17 protein-coding genes and 1 pseudogene are annotated in these 18,972 nt (G+C 63.2%); 11 read left to right on the plus strand and 7 right to left on the minus strand.

The annotated features are described in order from the left end of the window. The first annotated feature begins 6 nt into the window (after window positions 1-6). Entirely contained in the window at window positions 7-3,150 is a 3,144-nt protein-coding gene (locus tag HUI96_RS24140; RefSeq protein WP_188257262.1) for an efflux RND transporter permease subunit, read from the plus strand. Between the two features lie 318 nt (window positions 3,151-3,468). Here HUI96_RS24140 and HUI96_RS24145 read toward each other — a convergent pair whose 3' ends face one another. Continuing rightward, complete coding sequence (locus tag HUI96_RS24145; protein WP_188257263.1) at window positions 3,469-4,299, minus strand: AraC family transcriptional regulator; 831 nt, start codon at window positions 4,297-4,299, stop codon at window positions 3,469-3,471. A gap of 335 nt (window positions 4,300-4,634) precedes the next feature. On the opposite strand from HUI96_RS24145, the gene HUI96_RS24150 reads away from it, so the two are divergent. The 7 genes and pseudogenes from HUI96_RS24150 (at window position 4,635) to HUI96_RS30325 (ending at window position 8,593) form a co-directional block, all read left to right on the plus strand. Then, window positions 4,635-5,027 carry a GFA family protein gene (locus HUI96_RS24150; protein WP_188257264.1) on the plus strand — a complete coding sequence of 131 codons (393 nt, stop codon included), beginning with the start codon at window positions 4,635-4,637 and terminating at the stop codon, window positions 5,025-5,027. A gap of 86 nt (window positions 5,028-5,113) precedes the next feature. Further along, window positions 5,114-5,239 carry a GMC oxidoreductase gene (locus HUI96_RS24155; protein WP_188257265.1) on the plus strand — a complete coding sequence of 42 codons (126 nt, stop codon included), beginning with the start codon at window positions 5,114-5,116 and terminating at the stop codon, window positions 5,237-5,239. Beyond that, the gene (locus HUI96_RS24160; RefSeq protein ID WP_188257266.1) at window positions 5,230-6,669 is read left to right on the plus strand and encodes an amidase; all 1,440 of its coding nucleotides are present in this window, start codon (window positions 5,230-5,232) and stop codon (window positions 6,667-6,669) included. Before HUI96_RS24155 ends, HUI96_RS24160 begins: the two co-directional genes overlap by 10 nt. A 227-nt stretch (window positions 6,670-6,896) precedes the next feature. Then, window positions 6,897-7,151: pseudogene (locus HUI96_RS29595) on the plus strand (epimerase); the annotation flags it as partial. Between the two features lie 136 nt (window positions 7,152-7,287). Beyond that, window positions 7,288-7,770, plus strand: coding sequence for an NAD-dependent epimerase/dehydratase family protein (locus HUI96_RS29600; RefSeq protein WP_237684350.1), 483 nt, complete (start codon window positions 7,288-7,290; stop codon window positions 7,768-7,770). Next, complete coding sequence (locus HUI96_RS24170) at window positions 7,757-8,143, plus strand: GNAT family N-acetyltransferase (RefSeq protein WP_188257267.1); 387 nt, start codon at window positions 7,757-7,759, stop codon at window positions 8,141-8,143. Before HUI96_RS29600 ends, HUI96_RS24170 begins: the two co-directional genes overlap by 14 nt. 117 nt (window positions 8,144-8,260) lie before the next feature. Then, window positions 8,261-8,593: a hypothetical protein gene (locus HUI96_RS30325; protein WP_425299287.1), complete on the plus strand. Its 333-nt coding sequence runs from the start codon at window positions 8,261-8,263 to the stop codon at window positions 8,591-8,593. Window positions 8,594-8,596: 3 nt separating this feature from the next. On the opposite strand, the gene HUI96_RS24180 is transcribed toward HUI96_RS30325, so the two are convergent. Genes HUI96_RS24180 through HUI96_RS24195 form a run of 4 tightly spaced genes read right to left on the minus strand, consistent with a single transcriptional unit; the run spans window position 8,597 to window position 13,129 of the window. After that, window positions 8,597-10,087 carry a sugar ABC transporter ATP-binding protein gene (locus tag HUI96_RS24180; RefSeq protein ID WP_188257268.1) on the minus strand — a complete coding sequence of 497 codons (1,491 nt, stop codon included), beginning with the start codon at window positions 10,085-10,087 and terminating at the stop codon, window positions 8,597-8,599. 11 nt (window positions 10,088-10,098) lie between these two features. Beyond that, window positions 10,099-11,169 (minus strand): substrate-binding domain-containing protein, encoded by a 1,071-nt coding sequence (locus HUI96_RS24185; RefSeq protein WP_188257269.1) that lies wholly within the window; start codon window positions 11,167-11,169, stop codon window positions 10,099-10,101. Window positions 11,170-11,192: 23 nt separating this feature from the next. Continuing rightward, a complete protein-coding gene (locus HUI96_RS24190) occupies window positions 11,193-12,173 on the minus strand; it encodes an ABC transporter permease (RefSeq protein ID WP_188257270.1) in 981 nt (326 codons plus the stop codon). A 2-nt stretch (window positions 12,174-12,175) separates the two neighbouring features. Beyond that, on the minus strand, window positions 12,176-13,129 hold the full coding sequence (locus HUI96_RS24195) for an ABC transporter permease (protein WP_188257271.1): 954 nt from the start codon (window positions 13,127-13,129) through the stop codon (window positions 12,176-12,178). 165 nt (window positions 13,130-13,294) lie between these two features. Here HUI96_RS24195 and HUI96_RS24200 point away from each other — a divergent pair, with 165 nt between their 5' ends. After that, the gene (locus HUI96_RS24200) at window positions 13,295-13,981 is read left to right on the plus strand and encodes a TetR family transcriptional regulator (RefSeq protein ID WP_188257272.1); all 687 of its coding nucleotides are present in this window, start codon (window positions 13,295-13,297) and stop codon (window positions 13,979-13,981) included. A gap of 92 nt (window positions 13,982-14,073) precedes the next feature. After that, window positions 14,074-15,135 (plus strand): dihydrodipicolinate synthase family protein, encoded by a 1,062-nt coding sequence (locus HUI96_RS24205; protein WP_188257273.1) that lies wholly within the window; start codon window positions 14,074-14,076, stop codon window positions 15,133-15,135. Between the two features lie 136 nt (window positions 15,136-15,271). On the opposite strand, the gene HUI96_RS24210 is transcribed toward HUI96_RS24205, so the two are convergent. Further along, window positions 15,272-15,919: a cysteine hydrolase family protein gene (locus HUI96_RS24210; RefSeq protein WP_188257274.1), complete on the minus strand. Its 648-nt coding sequence runs from the start codon at window positions 15,917-15,919 to the stop codon at window positions 15,272-15,274. A gap of 498 nt (window positions 15,920-16,417) precedes the next feature. On the opposite strand from HUI96_RS24210, the gene HUI96_RS24215 reads away from it, so the two are divergent. Further along, a complete protein-coding gene (locus tag HUI96_RS24215; RefSeq protein ID WP_188257275.1) occupies window positions 16,418-17,683 on the plus strand; it encodes a Glu/Leu/Phe/Val family dehydrogenase in 1,266 nt (421 codons plus the stop codon). A 48-nt stretch (window positions 17,684-17,731) separates the two neighbouring features. Here the strand turns inward: HUI96_RS24215 and HUI96_RS24220 are convergent. Further along, on the minus strand, window positions 17,732-18,972 hold a 1,241-nt coding region (locus HUI96_RS24220; RefSeq protein WP_188257276.1), incomplete at its 5' end, for a saccharopine dehydrogenase family protein.

The raw sequence follows: 18,972 nt of genomic DNA on the forward strand, positions 1-18,972 counted from the left end.
GCGAACATGGCTCAGTTTTTCATTGGACGCCCGATCTTTGCCTGGGTCGTCGCGATTTTCGTCATGCTGGCGGGGATCATCTCCCTTCCGATGCTCCCCGTCTCGCAATATCCGAATGTTGCGCCGCCTCAGATCAGCGTCTACGCGACCTATCCCGGCGCCTCGCCGGAGGAGATCTATCAGAGCGTCACCCGCCTGATCGAAGACGAGCTCAACAGCGTCAATGGTCTGCTCTATTTTGAATCGACGTCGGATTCCTCCGGTCTCATCTCCATCACCTCGACATTCGAGCCGGGCACGAAGCCAAGCGAGGCTTCGGTCGACGTGCAGAACGCGATCAAACGCGTCGAGCCGCGCCTTCCGGAGATCGTGCTGAACCAGGGCGTCTACGTCCAGGAGGCCGGTAGCGGCTTCCTGATGATGGTAGGGCTGGTATCCACGGACGGCACGGTCGATGCGGTGGGGCTGGGCGATTATCTCAATCGCAACGTGGTCGGCGAGTTGCGCCGCATCGACGGCGTCGGACGGGCGCAGGTCTTCGCCTCGCAGCGCGCCATGCGCATCTGGATCGACCCCGACAAGATGGTCGGTCTGAACCTCACCACGGACGATATCGCCAACGCTGTCCGGTCCCAGAACGCGCAGGTCGCCGCCGGTCGTATTGGCGCGCAGCCCAACCCCGTGGATCAGTCGATCACGGCGACCGTGCTCGTTCGCGGGCAACTGTCGTCGCCGGAGGAGTTCGGGCGCATCATCCTGCGCGCGAACCCGGACGGCTCCACGGTCCGGTTGTCCGATGTGGCACGCATCGAGGTCGGGGCGGAATCGTATAACTTCGGGACACGCATCAACGGGAAGCCTGCAGCGGGCATCGGTATCCAGCTTGCGCCGACGGCGAACGCCATGGCGACGTCCGAGGCGGTGCGCGCGAAGATGGCGGAACTCGCCGAGTTCTTCCCCGCCGGCATCGAGTACGTGATCCCCTACGATACGTCGCCCTTCGTGGCCGTCTCCATCGAGAAGGTGCTGCATACGCTGATCGAGGCCATTCTCCTCGTCTTCGCGGTCATGTTCCTGTTCCTGCAGAACTTCCGCTACACGGTCATCCCGACACTCGTCGTTCCCGTGGCGCTACTCGGCACCTGCGCGGTGATGCTGGCAACCGGCTTCTCAATTAACGTTTTGACCATGTTCGCCATGGTGCTGGCCATCGGCATACTCGTGGACGATGCCATCGTCGTGGTCGAGAACGTCGAGCGCATCATGGCCGAGGAAGGCCTCTCGCCAAGAGAGGCCACCCGCAAGGCGATGACGCAGATTTCCGGCGCGATCATCGGCATCACGCTGGTGCTCACGGCGGTGTTCGTGCCGATGGCCTTCTTCCCGGGTGCGGTCGGCGTCATCTACCAGCAGTTCAGCCTGACGATGGTCGTTTCGATCCTCCTCTCGGGCTTCCTCGCTCTGTCGCTGACCCCGGCGCTGTGTGCGACGTTCCTGAAGCCCATCAAGGCCGGGCATCACGAGAAGCGCGGCTTCTTCGGCTGGTTCAATCGCGGCTTCGACAAGACCACGAAGGGCTACGGCGCTTCCACGCACTGGATCGTCGGACGCGCCGGACGCTTCATGGTCATCTATGCGGCACTGCTGGCCGGTCTCGGCTGGTCTTTCCTGCAGTTGCCCTCGTCGTTCCTGCCGAATGAAGACCAGGGCTTTATCATCGTCGACATCCAGGGTCCGCCGGAAGCGAGCAGCAACCGGACCATCGGCATTATCGACCAGATTCAGGGGATCTTCGCTGGCGAGAGCGCGGTGAACCAGACGGCCTTCATCAACGGCTTCAGCTTCGCCGGGGCGGGTGAGAATGCCGGACTTGCCTTCATCACCTTCAAGGACTGGGAGGAGCGTGACGCGGAAAACTCCGCAACGGCGATCGCCAACAGGGCCAACGGTGCGCTTTTCCAACTCAAGGACGCGATGGCTTTCGCCCTATCGCCGCCACCCATCCAGGGTCTCGGAACATCCAACGGCTTCGCCTTCCGATTGCAGGATCGCGGCGGGCTTGGACAGGAAGCGCTCTCGGCGGCGAGCGCCCAACTCATGGAGGCTGCTGCCAAGAGCCCCGTCCTCGCCGGCCTGCGCATCGAGGGCATGCCGGATACCGCGCAGATCGATCTCATCATCGATCGCGAGAAGGCCAACACGTTCGGCGTTTCCTTCGCCTCCATCAACTCCACGATCTCGGCCAGCCTCGGCTCGAGCTACATGAACGACTTTCCGAATGCCGGCCGCATGCAGCGCGTGACCGTCCAGGCCGACAAGGACAAGCGGATGCAGACCGAGGACCTGCTCAACCTCCACGTCCGAAACGCCAATGGCGGCATGGTGCCGCTCTCGGCCTTCGCCAAGGTGGATTGGCGCAAGGGTCCCGCGCAGGTCGTCGGCTATAACGGCTATCCCGCCATCCGCATCAGCGGCGCGGCTGCTCCGGGGTACTCGTCCGGCGCGGCCATCGCGGAGATGGAACGGCTCGCAGGCGAGTTGCCAAACGGCTTCGGCTACGAATGGACCGGCCAGTCGCTGCAGGAGATCCAGTCGGGTTCCCAGGCACCGTTCCTCGTCGGCCTGACGATCCTCTTTGTCTTCCTGCTGCTGGCGGCACTCTACGAAAGCTGGTCGATCCCGCTTTCCGTGATGCTGGTCGTTCCCCTCGGCGTCATCGGCTCCGTCATTGCCGTCATGTGGGCGGGCATGCCGAACGACGTCTACTTCAAGGTCGGCCTCATCACCATCATCGGCCTGTCAGCCAAGAACGCGATCCTGATCATCGAGTTCGCCAAGGATCTAATCGCCGAAGGCAAGTCGCTGATCGAAGCGACGGTCGAAGCATGCAAGCTGCGCTTCCGTCCGATCCTGATGACCTCGCTCGCCTTCACGCTTGGCGTCGTTCCGCTCGCGATCGCCTCGGGCGCCAGCGCCGCCAGCCAGAACGCCATCGGCACCGCCGTGCTCGGCGGCATGATCTCGGCGACTGTGCTCGCGGTCTTCTTCGTGCCGGTCTTCTTTGTGTTCGTCATGAGGCTCTTCTCGCGCGGCAAGGTCAAACCCGGCGAGGCACAGACGACCGATCCGTCGCTGGCTCCGGCGGAGTAAGGGCCGGCGGCGATACGGGCGGCAATCGTCGCCCTTCGTAGGGCCGGTCACGATTGGGGACCGGCCCTCACGGCGGAACGACCTTTCTGCGCAACAGCGGCCGCACCCTGGAGCACCGATTTGGTCGTGTCACATAGGATGCCACGGCACGTCGGGCCAGGATCAGCGGCCCTGTCCAAAATGACGTCCTTTGGTCACGAATGCTGGTTCCCGCAAAACGACCACTTCTGAGAAGGGAAGGTCTGGAGAGTGTGGAAGCCGGCCTTTGCGGTGTCGGCGGCGAAGATACGCCCGCCGACTTGAAGTCCGCTCGACCGATCAGTTGATCGGAATCCAGATTTCGACCTCACCGGAGCCGCTCTCGGGGTCGAAACGCTCGTCATAGCGCTCGAAGTCTGGCGCATCCGCCACCTCGAGACCCGCCTCCGGCAGGTACTTGTTCCAGATCGTATAGACGGTGCTCCGGATCGTCGAGATATGCCCTCGGTGTGTGAACACCACATAACGGTGAGCGGGAATTCGTATACGGCTCAACTCCGTGGATATATCCGAGAAGTCAGAGACCTTCACACCGCAGATGTACTCGAAACTGCCCGCATCGTCGCTGTTGCAGCAAACTCCGTAGGTCGTCCAGCCGACCTGCCCTGGAATGTTACCAATAAAGGGCCCGAAACGCTGCCACTGCGCCGGAATGCCCTCGTTGGTCTCGAAAGTATAGCGGCCGCCAAGGCCAGCAATTAACAGGGCTTGGCCGTCCTCCATGCGAGGAGCTTCCAGCTCAACGAGAAGGTTGTGATCCATCCTGATCGGCTCCAAAAGTTCTAGATTTTCGAGATGACCTTGGGCGCGCACCTGCTCGGGCGTGAGGCCGAAGTGGTTGCGGAAGGCCCTAGAGAAAGCCTCATGGGAGCCGTAACCTGCCTCGAGTGCCACGGTTAGAATGTCTAGTGCGCCGCCCGAAAGCGCTCGCGCAGCCACGGCCAAACGGCGGCTGCGGAGATATCCCATGACGGTGCGGCCGGTCGCGGCCCCGAAAGCTCTGGACAAATGAAAGCGCGAGACGCCGCTCGCATCCGCTACCGCTGACAGCGAGATGGCTTGCGCGAAGCGGCTCTCGATGAGCCACAGGGCTTTTCCGACAGGATCCATGCGTTCTCCCACAAAGACCTTCTCCTATGACCGATTCCAAACGCGGCCATTTGATCGCCGTTGCGCATGCGCCATCGCATACAAATCTGAATGTCTACATTTGGTGGCGAGCGGAAGCTCGAGAAACGATCATTTATGACAGGACAGCGTGGAAAGCGGACTTCAGACGATGCCGTGCTTCCTCAGAAGCGCCTGCTCGTCGCGCCGACACCCAGCCGAAGACCTTCGGCTGGCCCGCTAGGGAGAACGACGAGTCCCGCCCGCAGCGGACAATTGCAACAGCAATGCTGTAGGTTGTAGCCATTCCGACCGCTTGATCTTGGAGGAGACGCAGCATGGACCGTTTCACCGGCGGTTGCCTGTGCGGCAACGTCCGAATCGTGGCGTCGGGACGCCCCTACCGGGTCGGCCTTTGTCACTGTCTCGACTGCCGCAAGCATCATGGCGCCCTTTTTCACGCTTCCGCGATATTCCCTCAGGATGCGGTGACGATCGATGGCGAAACACGCGACTACCGCGGGCGGTTTTTCTGTCCCCGCTGCGGCTCGTCCGTCTTCGCACGCAGCGCGGACGAAATCGAAGTGAACCTAGGATCCCTCGATGCTCCCGACCAACTGAGGCCAACCTACGAACTCTGGACCGTCCGCCGCGAGTCCTGGTTGCCGCCGTTTCCGCTCAAAAGACGATACGACCGCGATCGTGACGCCACGGGTCGCTTCGAGGAGTAGCCCGCACGAACGGCGCTACGATGCCGATACAAACCAACCAGTTGGTTGACGGCCTGTGCGATTCTGATTAGCATCTCTCCGGCTTTGTGCGGGTCTGCGATGCCTCGGTCTTCCCTGATGTTGTCGCCAGCAACATCATGGCGACCGTCATCATGGTCGCTGAGCGCGGCGCCGATTTCATCATCAACGGAGGGAGGGGAAAATGGCGGTAACGGAGAGTTTGCAGCGGACCTACGTCGAATCGGACGGTCTGGCGCTCGCCGAACTGGTGCGCAAGGGCGAGGTGCAGCCGATCGAGTTGGTCGAGGCGGCTGTCAGCGTCATCGAGCAGGTGAACCCAACGCTCAACGCGGTCATCCACAAGCTCTATGACATGGGCCGAGACGCCGCCAAGACGGTGGACAGGCAAGCGCCATTTGCCGGTGTCCCCTACCTGCTCAAGGAACTCGCAACCTCCTGGAAGGGCGCGCCGAACACGAACTCCTCCTACTATCTCAAAGATGTCGTGGACGATTCCGATGCCGAAGTGGTGACGCGTCTGAAGAAGGCAGGGTTCCTGCTCGTCGGTAAGTCGAATGCACCCGAAAACGGCTGGTCGATCTCGACTGAGCCGAAGCTCTACGGCGCGACGGTGAACCCCTGGCGGGCGGACCTGACCGCAGGCGGGTCGAGCGGTGGCTCGTGCGCCGCAGTCTCCGCCCGGATGGTGCCACTCGCAGAATCGAGCGATGCCGCGGGGTCCATACGCGTCCCAGCCTCCTGCTGCGGCGTGCTTGGCCTAAAACCCTCGCGCGGACGCATCACCCTGGCGCCGGTTGCGGACGTCTGGCACGGCGGCGCCTATTTCTTCGCCAACACCCGCACGGTGCGCGACAGCGCCGCCTATCTGGATGCGGTGGCGGGCGCCCTCCCCGGCGATCCGTACCAGCCGCCCGTCCCGGCTGAGACCTGGCTCGAGCTTTCCCGGCGCGCGCCGGCAAAGCTGCGCATCGGCTATTCGGTCACACCTCCCGACGGCCGTCCCATCGATCCCGAGGTCAAGCAGGTGGTGCTGGACACGGTGAAGGTGCTGGCGCGGCTCGGACATGATGTGGAAGAGCACAACCTGGCCCTCGACGCGGACGATGCCTGGAAGACCTACACACATATGAGTTGCGTCCAGACCGCCGCGATCTTCGAGTGGCTCTCTGCGGTGGTGGGGCGTCCGGTAACGCAGGACGACGTCGAGCCCGTCACATGGGCGATCATCGAGCGCGGCCGTGCCACCAGCGGCGTCCGTCACATCTCCGACGTGGAGGCGGTGCGCCAGATGGGACGCGCGATCGCGCGCGATCTCGACGCCTATGACATCTATCTGACGCCTACCCTGACCCATCTGCCGCGCCCCGTCGGCTACTACGACATGTCGGAGACCGACCTCGACCGCTACAACGCAAAGTGGACGGATGCGGTTTTCACATTCCCCTTCAACATGTCCGGGCAGCCGGCCATGTCTCTCCCGCTCGGCATGTCCAGGAGCGGCGTGCCGATCGGCGTGCAGGCGTCGGCCCGCTATGGCGACGAGGCCACGATCCTGGCTCTCGCTGCCGTGCTCGAGCAGGAAATGCCCTGGAAGGATCGCCGCCCGGAAGTCACGGCGTAATTGGCATGTGCATTGGCGCCCTGCGTGCAGGGCGCCAATGTGAACGACAGCAGACAGGATATAGCATGTCCATCATCGACCCGCTCCCGCGGTCCTTCGAGAGCGAGGCGCTTCTCGACGACTTCATGTCTTCGCCCTCCCCGGAACTTGTTCGCGATCTCGAGCAGGTACCTGGCGACATCATGATCCTTGGTGTCGGCGGCAAGATTGGGCCGACGCTTGCGCGCATGGCGAAGCGCGCCGCGCCATCGAAGCGGGTCGTCGCGGTGGCGCGGTTCTCCTCGCCCGGCCTGCGCGAGGAACTGGAGGAGAAGGGCATCGACACAATGGTCTGCGACCTCCTCAATGCTGACGCCGTGAAGAAGCTGCCCAGGCTCGAAAACGTGATCTTCATGGCCGGCTTCAAGTTCGGGGCGCAGGCCGACCCCGGCCAGACCTGGGCGATGAACGTGCAGGTACCCGCGATTGTCGCCGACACGTTCCGCGCGTCGCGCATCGTCACCTTCTCGACCGGATGCGTCTATCCTTTCGCGACGGTACGTGAGGGCGGCAGCACGGAGGACGTAAAGCCTAATCCCGCCCGGCGAGTATGCGATCACCTGCCTCGGCCGCGAGCGGATGTTCCAGCACTATTCCAAGATCCACGGCACGCCGGGCGTCCTGTTCCGGCTGAACTATGCCATCGACCTGCGTTACGGCGTGCTGCACGACATCGCCAGGAACATTTTGGACGGGAAGCCGATCGACATTTCGATGGGACACGTCAATGTCATCTGGCAGGGCGATGCCTGCTCACAGGCGCTACGCTGCCTCGCACATTGCTCGTCGCCGCCCATGCCGATCAACGTCAGTGGTCCGGAGATCCTGTCGGTCCGCTGGCTGGCGCGTGAACTTGGCGAACGCCTTGGCATGGAGCCGAATATCGTCGGAGAGGAGGCCGATCGTTCCTGGCTTACCAACACTGCCCGCGCGGTCCAGCTCTTCGGCTATCCAAAGGTGCCGGTGATGACGATGATGGACTGGGTGGCCGACTGGATATCGGCGGGCCGCCGGAGCCTTGGCAAGCCGACCAAGTTCGAGGTCAGAAGTGGTTCCTACTGACGAGGCAACAAGTGTCGTTCTGGGTCTTTCGGACATAGACGACGCGCTGCTGCTATCCGACGAGGCCCGCTGGAATCAGACGGCGGCCGACTGGGCCGTCTTCATGACTTCCGGGGAATGCTACGGGGTTCGAGTCGAAGGGCGCTTGGTTGCATCGGCCGCCATCCTGCCGTTCGGGGGCGGCTTCGGATGGATCTCGATGGTCCTCGTCACTGCCGACTGGCGACGCCGCGGCATCGCCTCGCGCCTGATGGGTCGCTGCATCGAGGCCCTGCGTGCCAAGGGTGCCGCCTCGCTGCTCGATGCCACCCCCGAGGGCGCGCTCGTTTATAGCCAGCTCGGATTCCGAAGCTGCTGCGGCATGACGAGGTGAGGAGGGATAGGTCTCGGTGGCTCAACCCGGGCCGGCGATGCAGGCCAACTTGGGGCGCCGGAGCGGGATAAGGTCCTGAACGTCGATATTCGGGCGTTTGGGGGCGACCGGCGTTTCCTGCTCGAGAACTTCCTCGATCGCGCCCACACTATCATACTTGGCGACGCCCGGTCCTATGTCCTCGTTCGTCAGGGCCGCCGAGCCGCCCAGATCGGACCGCTGGTCGCCTCCTCCGATTCCGAAGGGCGCGAGTTGCTGGAAATGGCCCTCGTGAGCGTTTCCAGCCCCGTCATCCTGGATGTGCTCGACGCGGGTGCCGGCCTGCACCCAGTGCTGACCAAACATGGTTTCGAGCCCTTCCGGACATTCGAGCGCATGGTTCTGGATCGTGCAGACCTGCCTGGAATTCCATCCAGCGTGATGGTCGCGGCTGGGCCGGAGTTCGGATAGCGACTACGCGGCCGCGTTCTTCGAGCCAGCACCTGTCGCGGCAACGAGCAGGGCGTGCTCGTCCAGGCCGGCATTGTCCATCACCGCTGTGATGCGTCCGTGCCGGACGACGGCGATGCGGTGGCTGAGAGCGAGCACCTCGTTCAGTTCGGACGAGATCAGGATGATCGCGACGCCCTCCGCCGCAAGGCGCCGCAGCACCGCATAAATCTCCTCCTTTGCGCCGACGTCAGCGCCGCGGGTAGGCTCGTCGCAGATCAGTACCTTCGGCCTCGCGAGTAGAGCGCGCGCGAACAGAACTTTCTGCTGGTTACCGCCGGAAAGGGACCCGATCGGAGTGTCCAATGAAGCGGCAACCAGCCTCAGCCCGCGCAGCACCTCGCCGGCCTGAGCCCGCTCGCGGCGGAGCCGTAGAAAACTGCCGAGCGCAAAGCGATCGAGCGAGGCCGCCGTGGCGTTGCTGGTGACGGCGAGCGGGGCGAAGATACCGTCGCGCTTGCGGTCTTCGGTCATGTAGACGACGCCGGCGGCGAGCACCCTCGCGGGATCATCGGGCAGTGCTGCACCGAAGAGCGCGGCTGAGAAGCCGTCGCGAGGCCGCAGGCCGGCGATGCGATGAGCGATGGATGTGCGGCCGGCTCCCACTAGTCCCGCTAGCCCCAGGATTTCGCCTTCCCGCAGTTCAAGCGGCACTCCATTCTCGGAGATGCCTTCCAATTTCAAGGCTGTCCGGCGACCTTCGACGAGAAGAGCGGGTGCGGTGTTGGCCGCCACATCGCGACCCGTCATCAGCCGCACCAATTCGGACGAGGTGAGCGCGGATTTTTCACGCGTGGCGACGAGTGCGCCGTCGCGCATGACGGAAACTCTGTCGGCAATCTCGAAAACCTCTTCCAGCCGGTGCGAGATGTAGAGAACCAGCAGTCCCCTCTCGCGCAGGGTGCGGATAACGCCAAAGAGCTTCGCCTGTTCCGAGATCGAAAGAACGGCGGTCGGCTCATCGAGAATGAGGATGCGCGCATCCGTTGCGAGCGCGCGGGCGAACTCGACAAGCTGGCGGTCGGCGACACCGAGCGAGCCGACGAGGGCGTCCGGCCGAAGCGAGATGCCGTAGCGGCCAAGAAGATCGGCGGCTGCGCGCGAGGCGGCGCGACGGTCGATGGCGCCGAAGCGGCCGCAAAATTCGCGGCCGAGGAAGATGTTGTCGGCGACCGTCAGCTCCGGGATCGAGCTGAACTCCTGATAGACGATGGCGATCCCTGCATCCCGCGCGTCGGCCGGCGAGACGAAGGATACCGTCTCGCCATTGACCGATATGGTTCCGGACGTCGGTGTGATCGTGCCCGACAGCAGGTTCATCAGTGTGGACTTGCCCGCACCGTTCGCTCCGCAGACCGCGTGGACCTCCCCCGCCTCCGCGGCGAAATCCACGTGGTCGAGCGCAAGCACGCCGGGGAACCGGCGTGTCAGCGCATGGGTCTGGAGCAGAGGCATCGACAGGCGTCTTACTGCGGCAAGAACTCGGTCGGCAGATCGGTCTTGAACCAGTCGTCGGGACGATCCGGTTCATGCAGCTTCGTGGCCTCGGCAGGATCGAGGTAGCGCGTCGGCACCACCACCGCGGTGGTGGTCGGCTGGCCGGTGAGGATCTTGACCGCCTGCTTGACCGCCTCGCGGCCAACCTCCAGGCCGCTCGTCACCGAGCCCCACTTGCCTTCCTTGGCCACCAGCTTCGTCCAGCCGTTATAGTCGTCGCCGGGAGAAAGGGTCAGTTCCTCCAGCCGGCCCGCCTCGTCAAAGGCCTCGTAGATGCCCATCGACATCTGCCCAGCCGGCGAGAAGGCGCCGTCGATTTGCGGGAAGCGCTGCAGCAGGTTCTCCGTGAGCTGCTTCGCCTTGGCGCGGTCCCAGTCGCCATATTCGGAGCTGATGAGCTCCATGTCGGGGTGGCTCTTGAGGACCTCCTGCAGGACGGCCAGTTGCACCACGGCGGCGGAGGAGCCGGCGATCGGCAGCATGGCGAAGATCTTGCCCTTGCCATCCAGCGACTTCACGAAACTCGTCGCCACCTGTTCGGTGTAGGTCCACTGGTTGACGTAGGCGTTGGAGGTGACCGCCTCGTCGCGCATGAAGTTGTAGCCGATGTTGATGGTGACGACACCCTTGTCGTGCGCCTTCTTGAGCACCGGAAGGATCGCCTTCTCGTCGACCGGCCAGAACAGGATCGCGTCGACCCCGCTGGTCAAAAGGTCTTCGATATCGGCCGCCTGCTTGGTCGGATTGAAGGCCGCATCGGTGACCTTAACCTCCTTGATCTCTGGATGCAGCGAGGCTTCATACTTCACCGACTGCGCGGTGAAGTTGATCCAGGCGTTGCTGAGATAGCCGGCCGACACCCCGATGCTGAGATCGCCGTCCTTCTTGTACTTCGACGTATCGAGGGGCTCGCTGGCCCACTGCATGATCTGGTCGTAGGTCTCCTTCTTGGTGAGGTCCATTTCCTGGGCGACCGTCGCGCTCGTCGCAAAGCCGGCGACCATCGTCGCCACCACCATTGTCACGAGTTTCTTACGCACTTCCTCTACTCCCCTTCTGGTGTTTATTGTTGCGTGCGGGCGCTGACCCGCCAGCCGATCCATGAATGGGCGGCGGAGGCAGCGATGATGATGAGACCCTTGATGGTGAGTTGCGCCGCGTAAGGCAGGCCCGCGACATTCGCCAGATTGAGCGCGATGAAGAGCACCATCACGCCAGCGAACGTTGCGCCCACGCTGCCACGGCCGCCCGCGAAGGTCGTTCCGCCAAGGACGACGGCGGCGAGCACGTCGAACTCCATGCCTGCGCCCGGATTGGTGCCGGAGACACCGGTGCGGGCAAGCAGGGCAAGACCTCCCAGCCCGGCGAAAAAGCCCGAGACGACATAGGCGATCACGGTGACGCGGTTGACAGGCAGGCCGGCGAGCCGCGCCGCGTCGGGATTGGCGCCGATCAGGTAGACGCTTCGTCCGAAGCGCGTGCGCGACTGCAGGAAGATGCCGATCGCCATCGCGACGAGAAGGAAGATGACCAACACGGGCAAAACGCCGCCGACGCGGCTGTTCAGCACCTCGCGAAAGCCGGGCGAGACAATGCCGCGCGCCGTGCCGCCGGTTCCCATCTGCACCAGCCCGTAGACGACGATCGACATGCCGAGGGTCAGGATGAATGCGGAGACCTTGCCGTGCGCGATCAGCAAGCCGTTGGCGAGCCCGATCGCCGCGCCGCAGGCACTGGCCGCAGCGATGCCGAGCCAGAGGTTCTCGGCCTTTCCGTCCATGACCAGGGCGCAAACCACGGCACTCATGGAAACGATCGCGCCGACCGAAAGGTCGACGCCGCGCAAAAGCATCACGAATGTGACGCCGACTGCGGTGATGCCGACGGGTGCCGCCTGCCGGACGAGATTGGTGAGATAGTTGATCTTGAAGAAGGCGTCGGAGGCCAGTCCTGCCAGCAGTAGGAGAACGACGAGCACGATCCAAACGGCGGCCTTGTCGAGCGACGGAAGGCGCAGGGATGCCCGCGGGGTATCGAGCGCCATGCTCATGCCGGCTGTGCAAGCTTGCCGGGGCGGTCGGCCAGGATTGCGATGATGACGATCACGCCCTTGACCACGATCTGCGTGAAGGCCGGCACCTGGAGCAGGTTCAGCAAATTGTTCAGCACGCCGAGGAAGAGGACCGCGCCGAGAATACCGAGGACACTGACGCGTCCACCCTTCAGCGGAGTACCGCCGAGCACGACGGCCACAATCGCATCCAGTTCCAACCCGTTGCCCGCATTCGGGAAGCCAGTGCCCAGGCGTCCGGCCACGAGGAGGCCGGCGACGCCTGCGCACAGCCCCGAGACAAGGAACACGATCCGCGTCAACGAGAAGAGATTCAGGCCGGCCTTGCGCGCAGACTCCGCGCTGTTGCCCATGGCAAGGAGATGCCAGCCGAATATCGAGCGCTGCAAGGCATAATACGTCCCAATCGCCACCAAGGCGACCAGCACCAGCGAAACCGGAATGCCGCCTACGCGGCCGTTGCTCAGGAAGGCGATGAAGGGCGCGGCCTCGCCGATGCTGCGGTCGGTCAGCATGAAGATGAAGCCCTGCAGCACACTCAGCATGCCAAATGTGAGGATCAGCGGCGACATGCGGAGCCGATTGATCAACTCGCCGTTGACGAGTCCGACCAAAGCTGCGAGCCCGAGGCAGGCGACGACAACGAGGAAGCCCATGCCGGGATATGCCTCGAACATCATGCACGCGACGACAGTGATCAATCCTACAAGCTGCCCTACCGAAAGATCGATCATGCCGCCGGCGATGACGAAGGCTTGACCCAGTGCCAGGACAGCCAATGTCCCCGACTGCTCGAGTATGTTGGCCAGGTTGGAAAGGGTGCGGAACTGCGGCGCGGCGAAAATTCCGACCAGCGCCAGCCCGACCAGCGCCCAGTAGATCCGAGGCAGCCTTTGGTAAGCCGAAGCGCCAGCCGCGAAAGGCCGCATTTGCAATCCACCCAGAAAGTAACTAGGTAGTTGGTTACCATGGAGGCGGATTGCCGGTCAATATGCAATACCCCATGGACGGACGCATCGCAGTTGCGTCGCAGGCACCTTGCGCCACCAGACTGACGCGGCCGCAGGCCGTAGAGTCGACGAGGAGAGAAGCCGATGGCCGGACGAGCACCAAAACCCGCAGCGGACCGCGCCGAGCCGCGGCGGCAGCCCAAGCCGCGCGACTCGGCAGCGACGCGAGCTGCACTGCTGTCGACCGCGATAAGCGAATTCGCCGAGAAGGGCTTTGCTGGCGCAAGGGTCGACGAGATTGCCAACCGTGCCGGCGTCAACAAGCAGCTGCTCTATCACCACTTCGGCAACAAGGACGACCTCTACCGAGTTGCACTGGAGACGGTGTACTCGGAAATCCGGGAGAAGGAGAAGGCGCTGCACCTTGGCGACCTCGCTCCGATGGAGGCCATGCGCACGCTGGTCGGCTACTCTTTCGACTACCTTGTCGAGCATCCCGAGTTCATCAGGCTGTTGAACGATGAGAACGCCCAGGGCGCGCCCCATGCGGCGAAATCCGAAGAGCTCACCGAGATGCACTGGCCGCTGCTCGAACTGCTTACCCAGACGCTGAAGCGTGGCGCGGCCGAAGGCCTGTTCCGCGACGACATGGATCCGATCAACGTCTACATCTCCATCGCGGGACTCTCCTATTTCTACTTCTCGAACAATCCGACCCTGTCGGCGGTTTTCGGCAAGAAGCTCAACTCACCCCAGGCGATTGCGAAGCGGCGAAAGCATGTGATCGAGTTCGCATTGGCCGCCTTGAAAAGAAACCAACCGGTTGGTTGACACTTCTTGACCCTCTGCTATCGTCCGCCTTGTCGCGGACGGAAGCCTGACTCTCCATCTCGTGACGAGATGAGGCGACACGAGAGACCGGGATGGGACTTCATCGCAATCAACTGCCTGCCGAGGTGGTCCGGGTCCTACGCGAAGGCTGTGTCATTCCGGCTCAGCCATTGGCGCTCACGGCTGAGCGGAAATTCGATCCAAAACGCCAGCGGGCCCTCACCCGGTACTATACCGACGCCGGCGCCGGAGGTCTCGCGGTCGGCGTACATACGACCCAGTTCGAAATACGGGACGTCGGCCTTTACGAACCGGTGCTGTCGCTGGCGATGGAAGCTGCAAGGGAGTGGACCGACCGGCCGCTGGTCATGATCGCAGGCGTCGTCGGACGCACCGACCAGGCGATCCGCGAGGCGCGCACGGCAGTCGGGTTGGGGTACCACGCCGGACTGCTCAGCCTGGCGGCGTTCAAGGGCGCCACCCAAGACGAGATCATCGAACATTGCCGCCGCGTCGCGGACGAAATGCCGCTCGTGGGCTTCTATCTTCAGCCGGCCGTCGGCGGACTAGCGCTGGATGCGGACTTCTGGAGACGTTTTTGCGAGATCGATAACGTCGTGGCGATCAAGGCAGCTCCGTTCAATCGCTATCGCACCATCGACGTCATGCGGGGCCTTGTCGAGGCCAGGGCCGAGGATCGCATAACGCTCTATACGGGCAATGACGACCACATCGTGCTCGACCTCGCCATCCCCTTCTCGATCCCCCGCGACGGCGTGCCGGTTATGGTGCGGTTCCAGGGCGGGCTGCTCGGGCACTGGTCGGTGTGGACGCGCGGCGCGGTGCAATTGCTCGATCGCATCAAGGCAGCGGTGGCAGTAGGACAGATCCCCGACGAGATTCTGGCGCTCGACGCGCGCGTCACCGATTGCAACGCCGCCTTCTTCGATGTCGCCAACAATTTCCACGGCTGTATCGCCGGCTGCCACGAAGTGCTGCGCCGCCAGGGTCTGCTCGAGGGCATCTGGTGCCTCAATCCGAACGAGACGTTAAGCCCGGGACAGGTCCAGGCCATTGACCGCGTCTGTCGCATCCATGCCGATCTTGCCGACGACGACTTCGTGAAGGCGAACCTGCAGCGATGGCTGTCCTGAAGCGGTTTCGCGCTTGACAGGCCGCTGTACGCGCATCTTCAGAAATACGATCCGAAGCCGCGGTGGCCCGCCGTAGCCTCTGCCGACGAGCCTCGCGGCGGCCGAAAAGGCCGCCGCCGTTCCAGCTTCGACGAGATCAGGCCGCTTGCCCCAGCCAGCCGATAACGGTCTCGCTGTCGGCCACCCAGCCGAACTTCATGGCGAAGTTCTTCAGCGCCGCTGCCTTGAGTTCGTGATCGAACGAAGACACGCCGTCCGAAACGACCGTCGTCCGATAGCCGTAGTGGAAAGCCTCACGCGCGGTCTGCTCGACGCAGATCTGCGCGACCGTTCCGGTCACCACCAGCGATTGCACACCGCGCTCCCGCAACAGCGCATCGAGTTGCGTATTGTGGAAGGAGCCGTAGCCGTATTTGTCGACGATCGGATCGCCTGCCGCAGGTGATAACTCGTCGATCACCGCTGCGCATTCCAGTTCACCAGGCGTGTCTTGGTAACGCCGGGAGACGCCCGGCCAGCAGCACTTCACCTCGGATCCGCACTGCGGCGACCATAGCCACATCAAACCGGGCGACTGTTCCGCCAGGAAGCGCGTGTAGATGACCGGCCGACCCAACTGGCGGAACGCGCCTGCCAGCCGCTGGATGGGCGCGATGGTCGATCTCGCTTCGGCCACCTCCAGTGGCGCCCCTGCTCGTACGAAATCGTTTTGCATGTCTACGATCAAGAGCGCTGGATTCATCACGCGCTGGACGAGTGGAATATCGGCGGACGCCGGCGTCATGAGTCCCTCCCTGCGATGAGGCGCCCTTTGAAGGCCCTCAACGCAATCCATTCATCCACTTTAATAACTATTTGGTTGATTGCTAGATCAGACTCTCTGGAGCGAATGACATGTCGGGATAGGTGTCGGTCCGCGAGACGATAACTTTCCAAACGCGAAAACGAGCGCTGCGTCATCTGGCGCTGAATACCTGGCTCATGCACCCTTGTCCCGAAAGGCAATTCTGCTATCGAGTAAGAAGACTGCAAGCTGCGGCCGCGGACTGAAGATTGCGTTCGCGGATTGACGAGGTTCAGCGGACTGGCCCGATGAACCACATCGACTGCGCTACGGGCAGCCGATCTCGTCGCCCGTTCTTCGGGCGTGGCGGATCATTCGCCATTTTGGAAACAGAACTGTTTCCATCCAGCCATGAAAGGCTTTAGACCTGCCCGGCTGCGCAGCCCGCGCCCCCTATTCGCTAGTCACTCCGAATTCCCGGCAACCAGAGGAGAAATGATGCACGAAGATAGCCTGCTTGAAGACGCCCTCGTCCGGCTGGACGATGCGGCAGCCCATCTCAGTATCGATCCGGACGTGATCGAGAAGCTGAAATTCGCGCGCGAAATGACCAAGGTCCGGCTCATGATCCGCATGGACGACGGATCGCGCAAGTCGTTCCTCGCATGGCGCTGCCGCTACGACGACACGCGCGGCCCCACCAAAGGCGGCATTCGTTTCCATCCGGACTCCACAGCCGATGAGGTCGAGACGCTCGCCTTCTGGATGACGTTCAAATGCGCGGTGATGAACCTGCCCTATGGCGGCGGCAAGGGCGCGGTCCAGGTCGATCCACGCAAGCTTTCGAAGGCCGAGTTGGAGCGGCTGTCGCGCGCCTACATCCAGGCGTTTGCCCGTATCCTCGGGCCTGACCGCGACATCCCCGCTCCGGACGTCTACACCAACTCCATGATCATGGGATGGATGGCTGACGAGTACGCCCAGATCGTCGGCCAGCACGAGCCGGCCGTCATCACCGGAAAGCCGATCGCGCTCGGCGGTTCGCTCGGACGCGGCGACGCGACGGCGCGCGGCGGGTACTATCTGGTCCGTCATCTCGCTGCCGAGCTCGGCCTTGCCCAGACCATGCGGGTCGCGGTGCAGGGTTTCGGCAATGCGGGGCAGCACATTGCGCGCCTGCTAGCTGCGGACGGACACAAGATCGTCGCCGTTTCAGACTCGGAAGGCGCGGTCTATTCGGCTGCGGGACTTCACATCGACCTCCTCCTCGCAGCCAAGGCGGACGGGAAATCGGTCACCAGCACGACTGGGCATGGCGGGCACGAACTCCTGGATCCCGATGCCCTGGTCGGCGTCGAGTGCGACCTCCTGGTTCCTGCGGCCCTCGAGAACATGATCGACGAGGAGAATGCCGGGTCCGTCAAGGCGAAACTGGTGCTGGAACTGGCAAACGGTCCGGTGACACCGGAGGCGGACGCCATCCTCGGCAGCAAGGACGTCACCATCCTCCCGGACATCCTGGCGAATGCCGGAGGGGTGACCGTGTCCTACTTCGAATGGGTTCAGAACCGGCAGGGCTTCTACTGGACGGTCGAGGAAATCCACGACCGGCTCCGTGCCATCATGGAGCGCGAGGGCCGCGCGATCTGGAATGTGGCCCGCGAGAAGAACATCACCATGCGCACGGCCGCCTATGTCCATGCGCTCGGCCGCCTCGCGGAGGCCATCGAGGCGCACGGCACGCAGAGCTTCTTCACGAGCTAAGCAGATCGCTCCCGCCCCGATCTTCTTCGATGGGGCGGGAGCAGGTATTCAGGCGAGCGGAAGCTCCATGTCATGCTCGCCTTCCCGGATTCGGGTGGGTAAGCCGATACGGCCGAGCAGGCTGAGGAACGGCTGCGGCGGCAGTTCTTCGACGTTCGCCATCTTCTTCACGTCCCACTCGCCCGTCGCGATCAGCATGGCAGCCGCCACCGCGGGCACGCCCGCCGTATAGGAGATGCCCTGGCTGCCCACCTCCTGGTAGGCCTCCTTGTGGTCCGCCACGTTATAGATGAAGACCTCGCGCGGCTTGCCGTCCTTGACGCCCTTGACGAGGTCGCCGATGCAGGTCTTGCCCGTATAGTCGGGAGCAAGCGACGACGGATCGGGCAGGACCGCCTTGACCACCTTCAGCGGCACCACTTCCAGTCCTTCCGCCGTGGTCACCGGCTGCTCCGAAAGCAGGCCGAGGTTCTTCAGTACCGTGAAGACGTTGATGTAGTGATCGCCAAATCCCATCCAGAAGCGCACGTTCGGCACCCCCAGCAGCTGCGACAGGGAGTGCACCTCGTCATGGCCGGTCAGATAGGCCTTCTGCTTGTCGACAGTCGGTAGATCCCATTCGTGACCGATCTCGAACATCTTGTTGGAGACCCACTTGCTACCCTGCCAGGACCAGACTTGCCCGGTGAACTCGCGGAAATTGATCTCCGGGTCGAAGTTCGTTGCGAAGTACCGCCCGTGGCTTCCGGCGTTGATGTCGATGATGTCGATGGATTCGATACTGTCGAAGTATTCGTCCTTCGCGAGCCGCGCGTATGCGTTCACCACGCCCGGATCGAAGCCGGCGCCGAGAATCGCGGTCACTCCAGCTTTCTCGCATTCCTCTCGGCGCTTCCACTCGTAGTTGGCGTACCACGGCGCAGGCTCGCACACCTTGAGCGGATCTTCGTGGATGGCTGTGTCGATGTAGGCGGCACCGGTCGCGATGCATGCCGACATCACCGACATGTTGAGGAAGGCCGAACCGACGTTGATGACGATCCTCGCGCCCGTCCTCTCGATCAGCGCCTTGGTCGCCTCCACATCCATCGCATCGAGGGCATGTGCCGCGATAGCCCCATCGGTCTTCAGCGCATTCTTCTCGCGGACTGACGCAATGATCGCCTCGCATTTTTCCACGGTGCGTGACGCGATATGGATATCGCCGAGGATATCGTTGTTCTGGGCGCATTTGTGCGCGACGACCTGGGCCACACCGCCCGCGCCGATGATGAGGACATGCTTCTTCA

The sequence above is a fragment of the Pseudaminobacter soli (ex Zhang et al. 2022) genome (assembly GCF_014595955.1).
Taxonomy (GTDB): domain Bacteria; phylum Pseudomonadota; class Alphaproteobacteria; order Rhizobiales; family Rhizobiaceae; genus Kumtagia; species Kumtagia pseudosoli.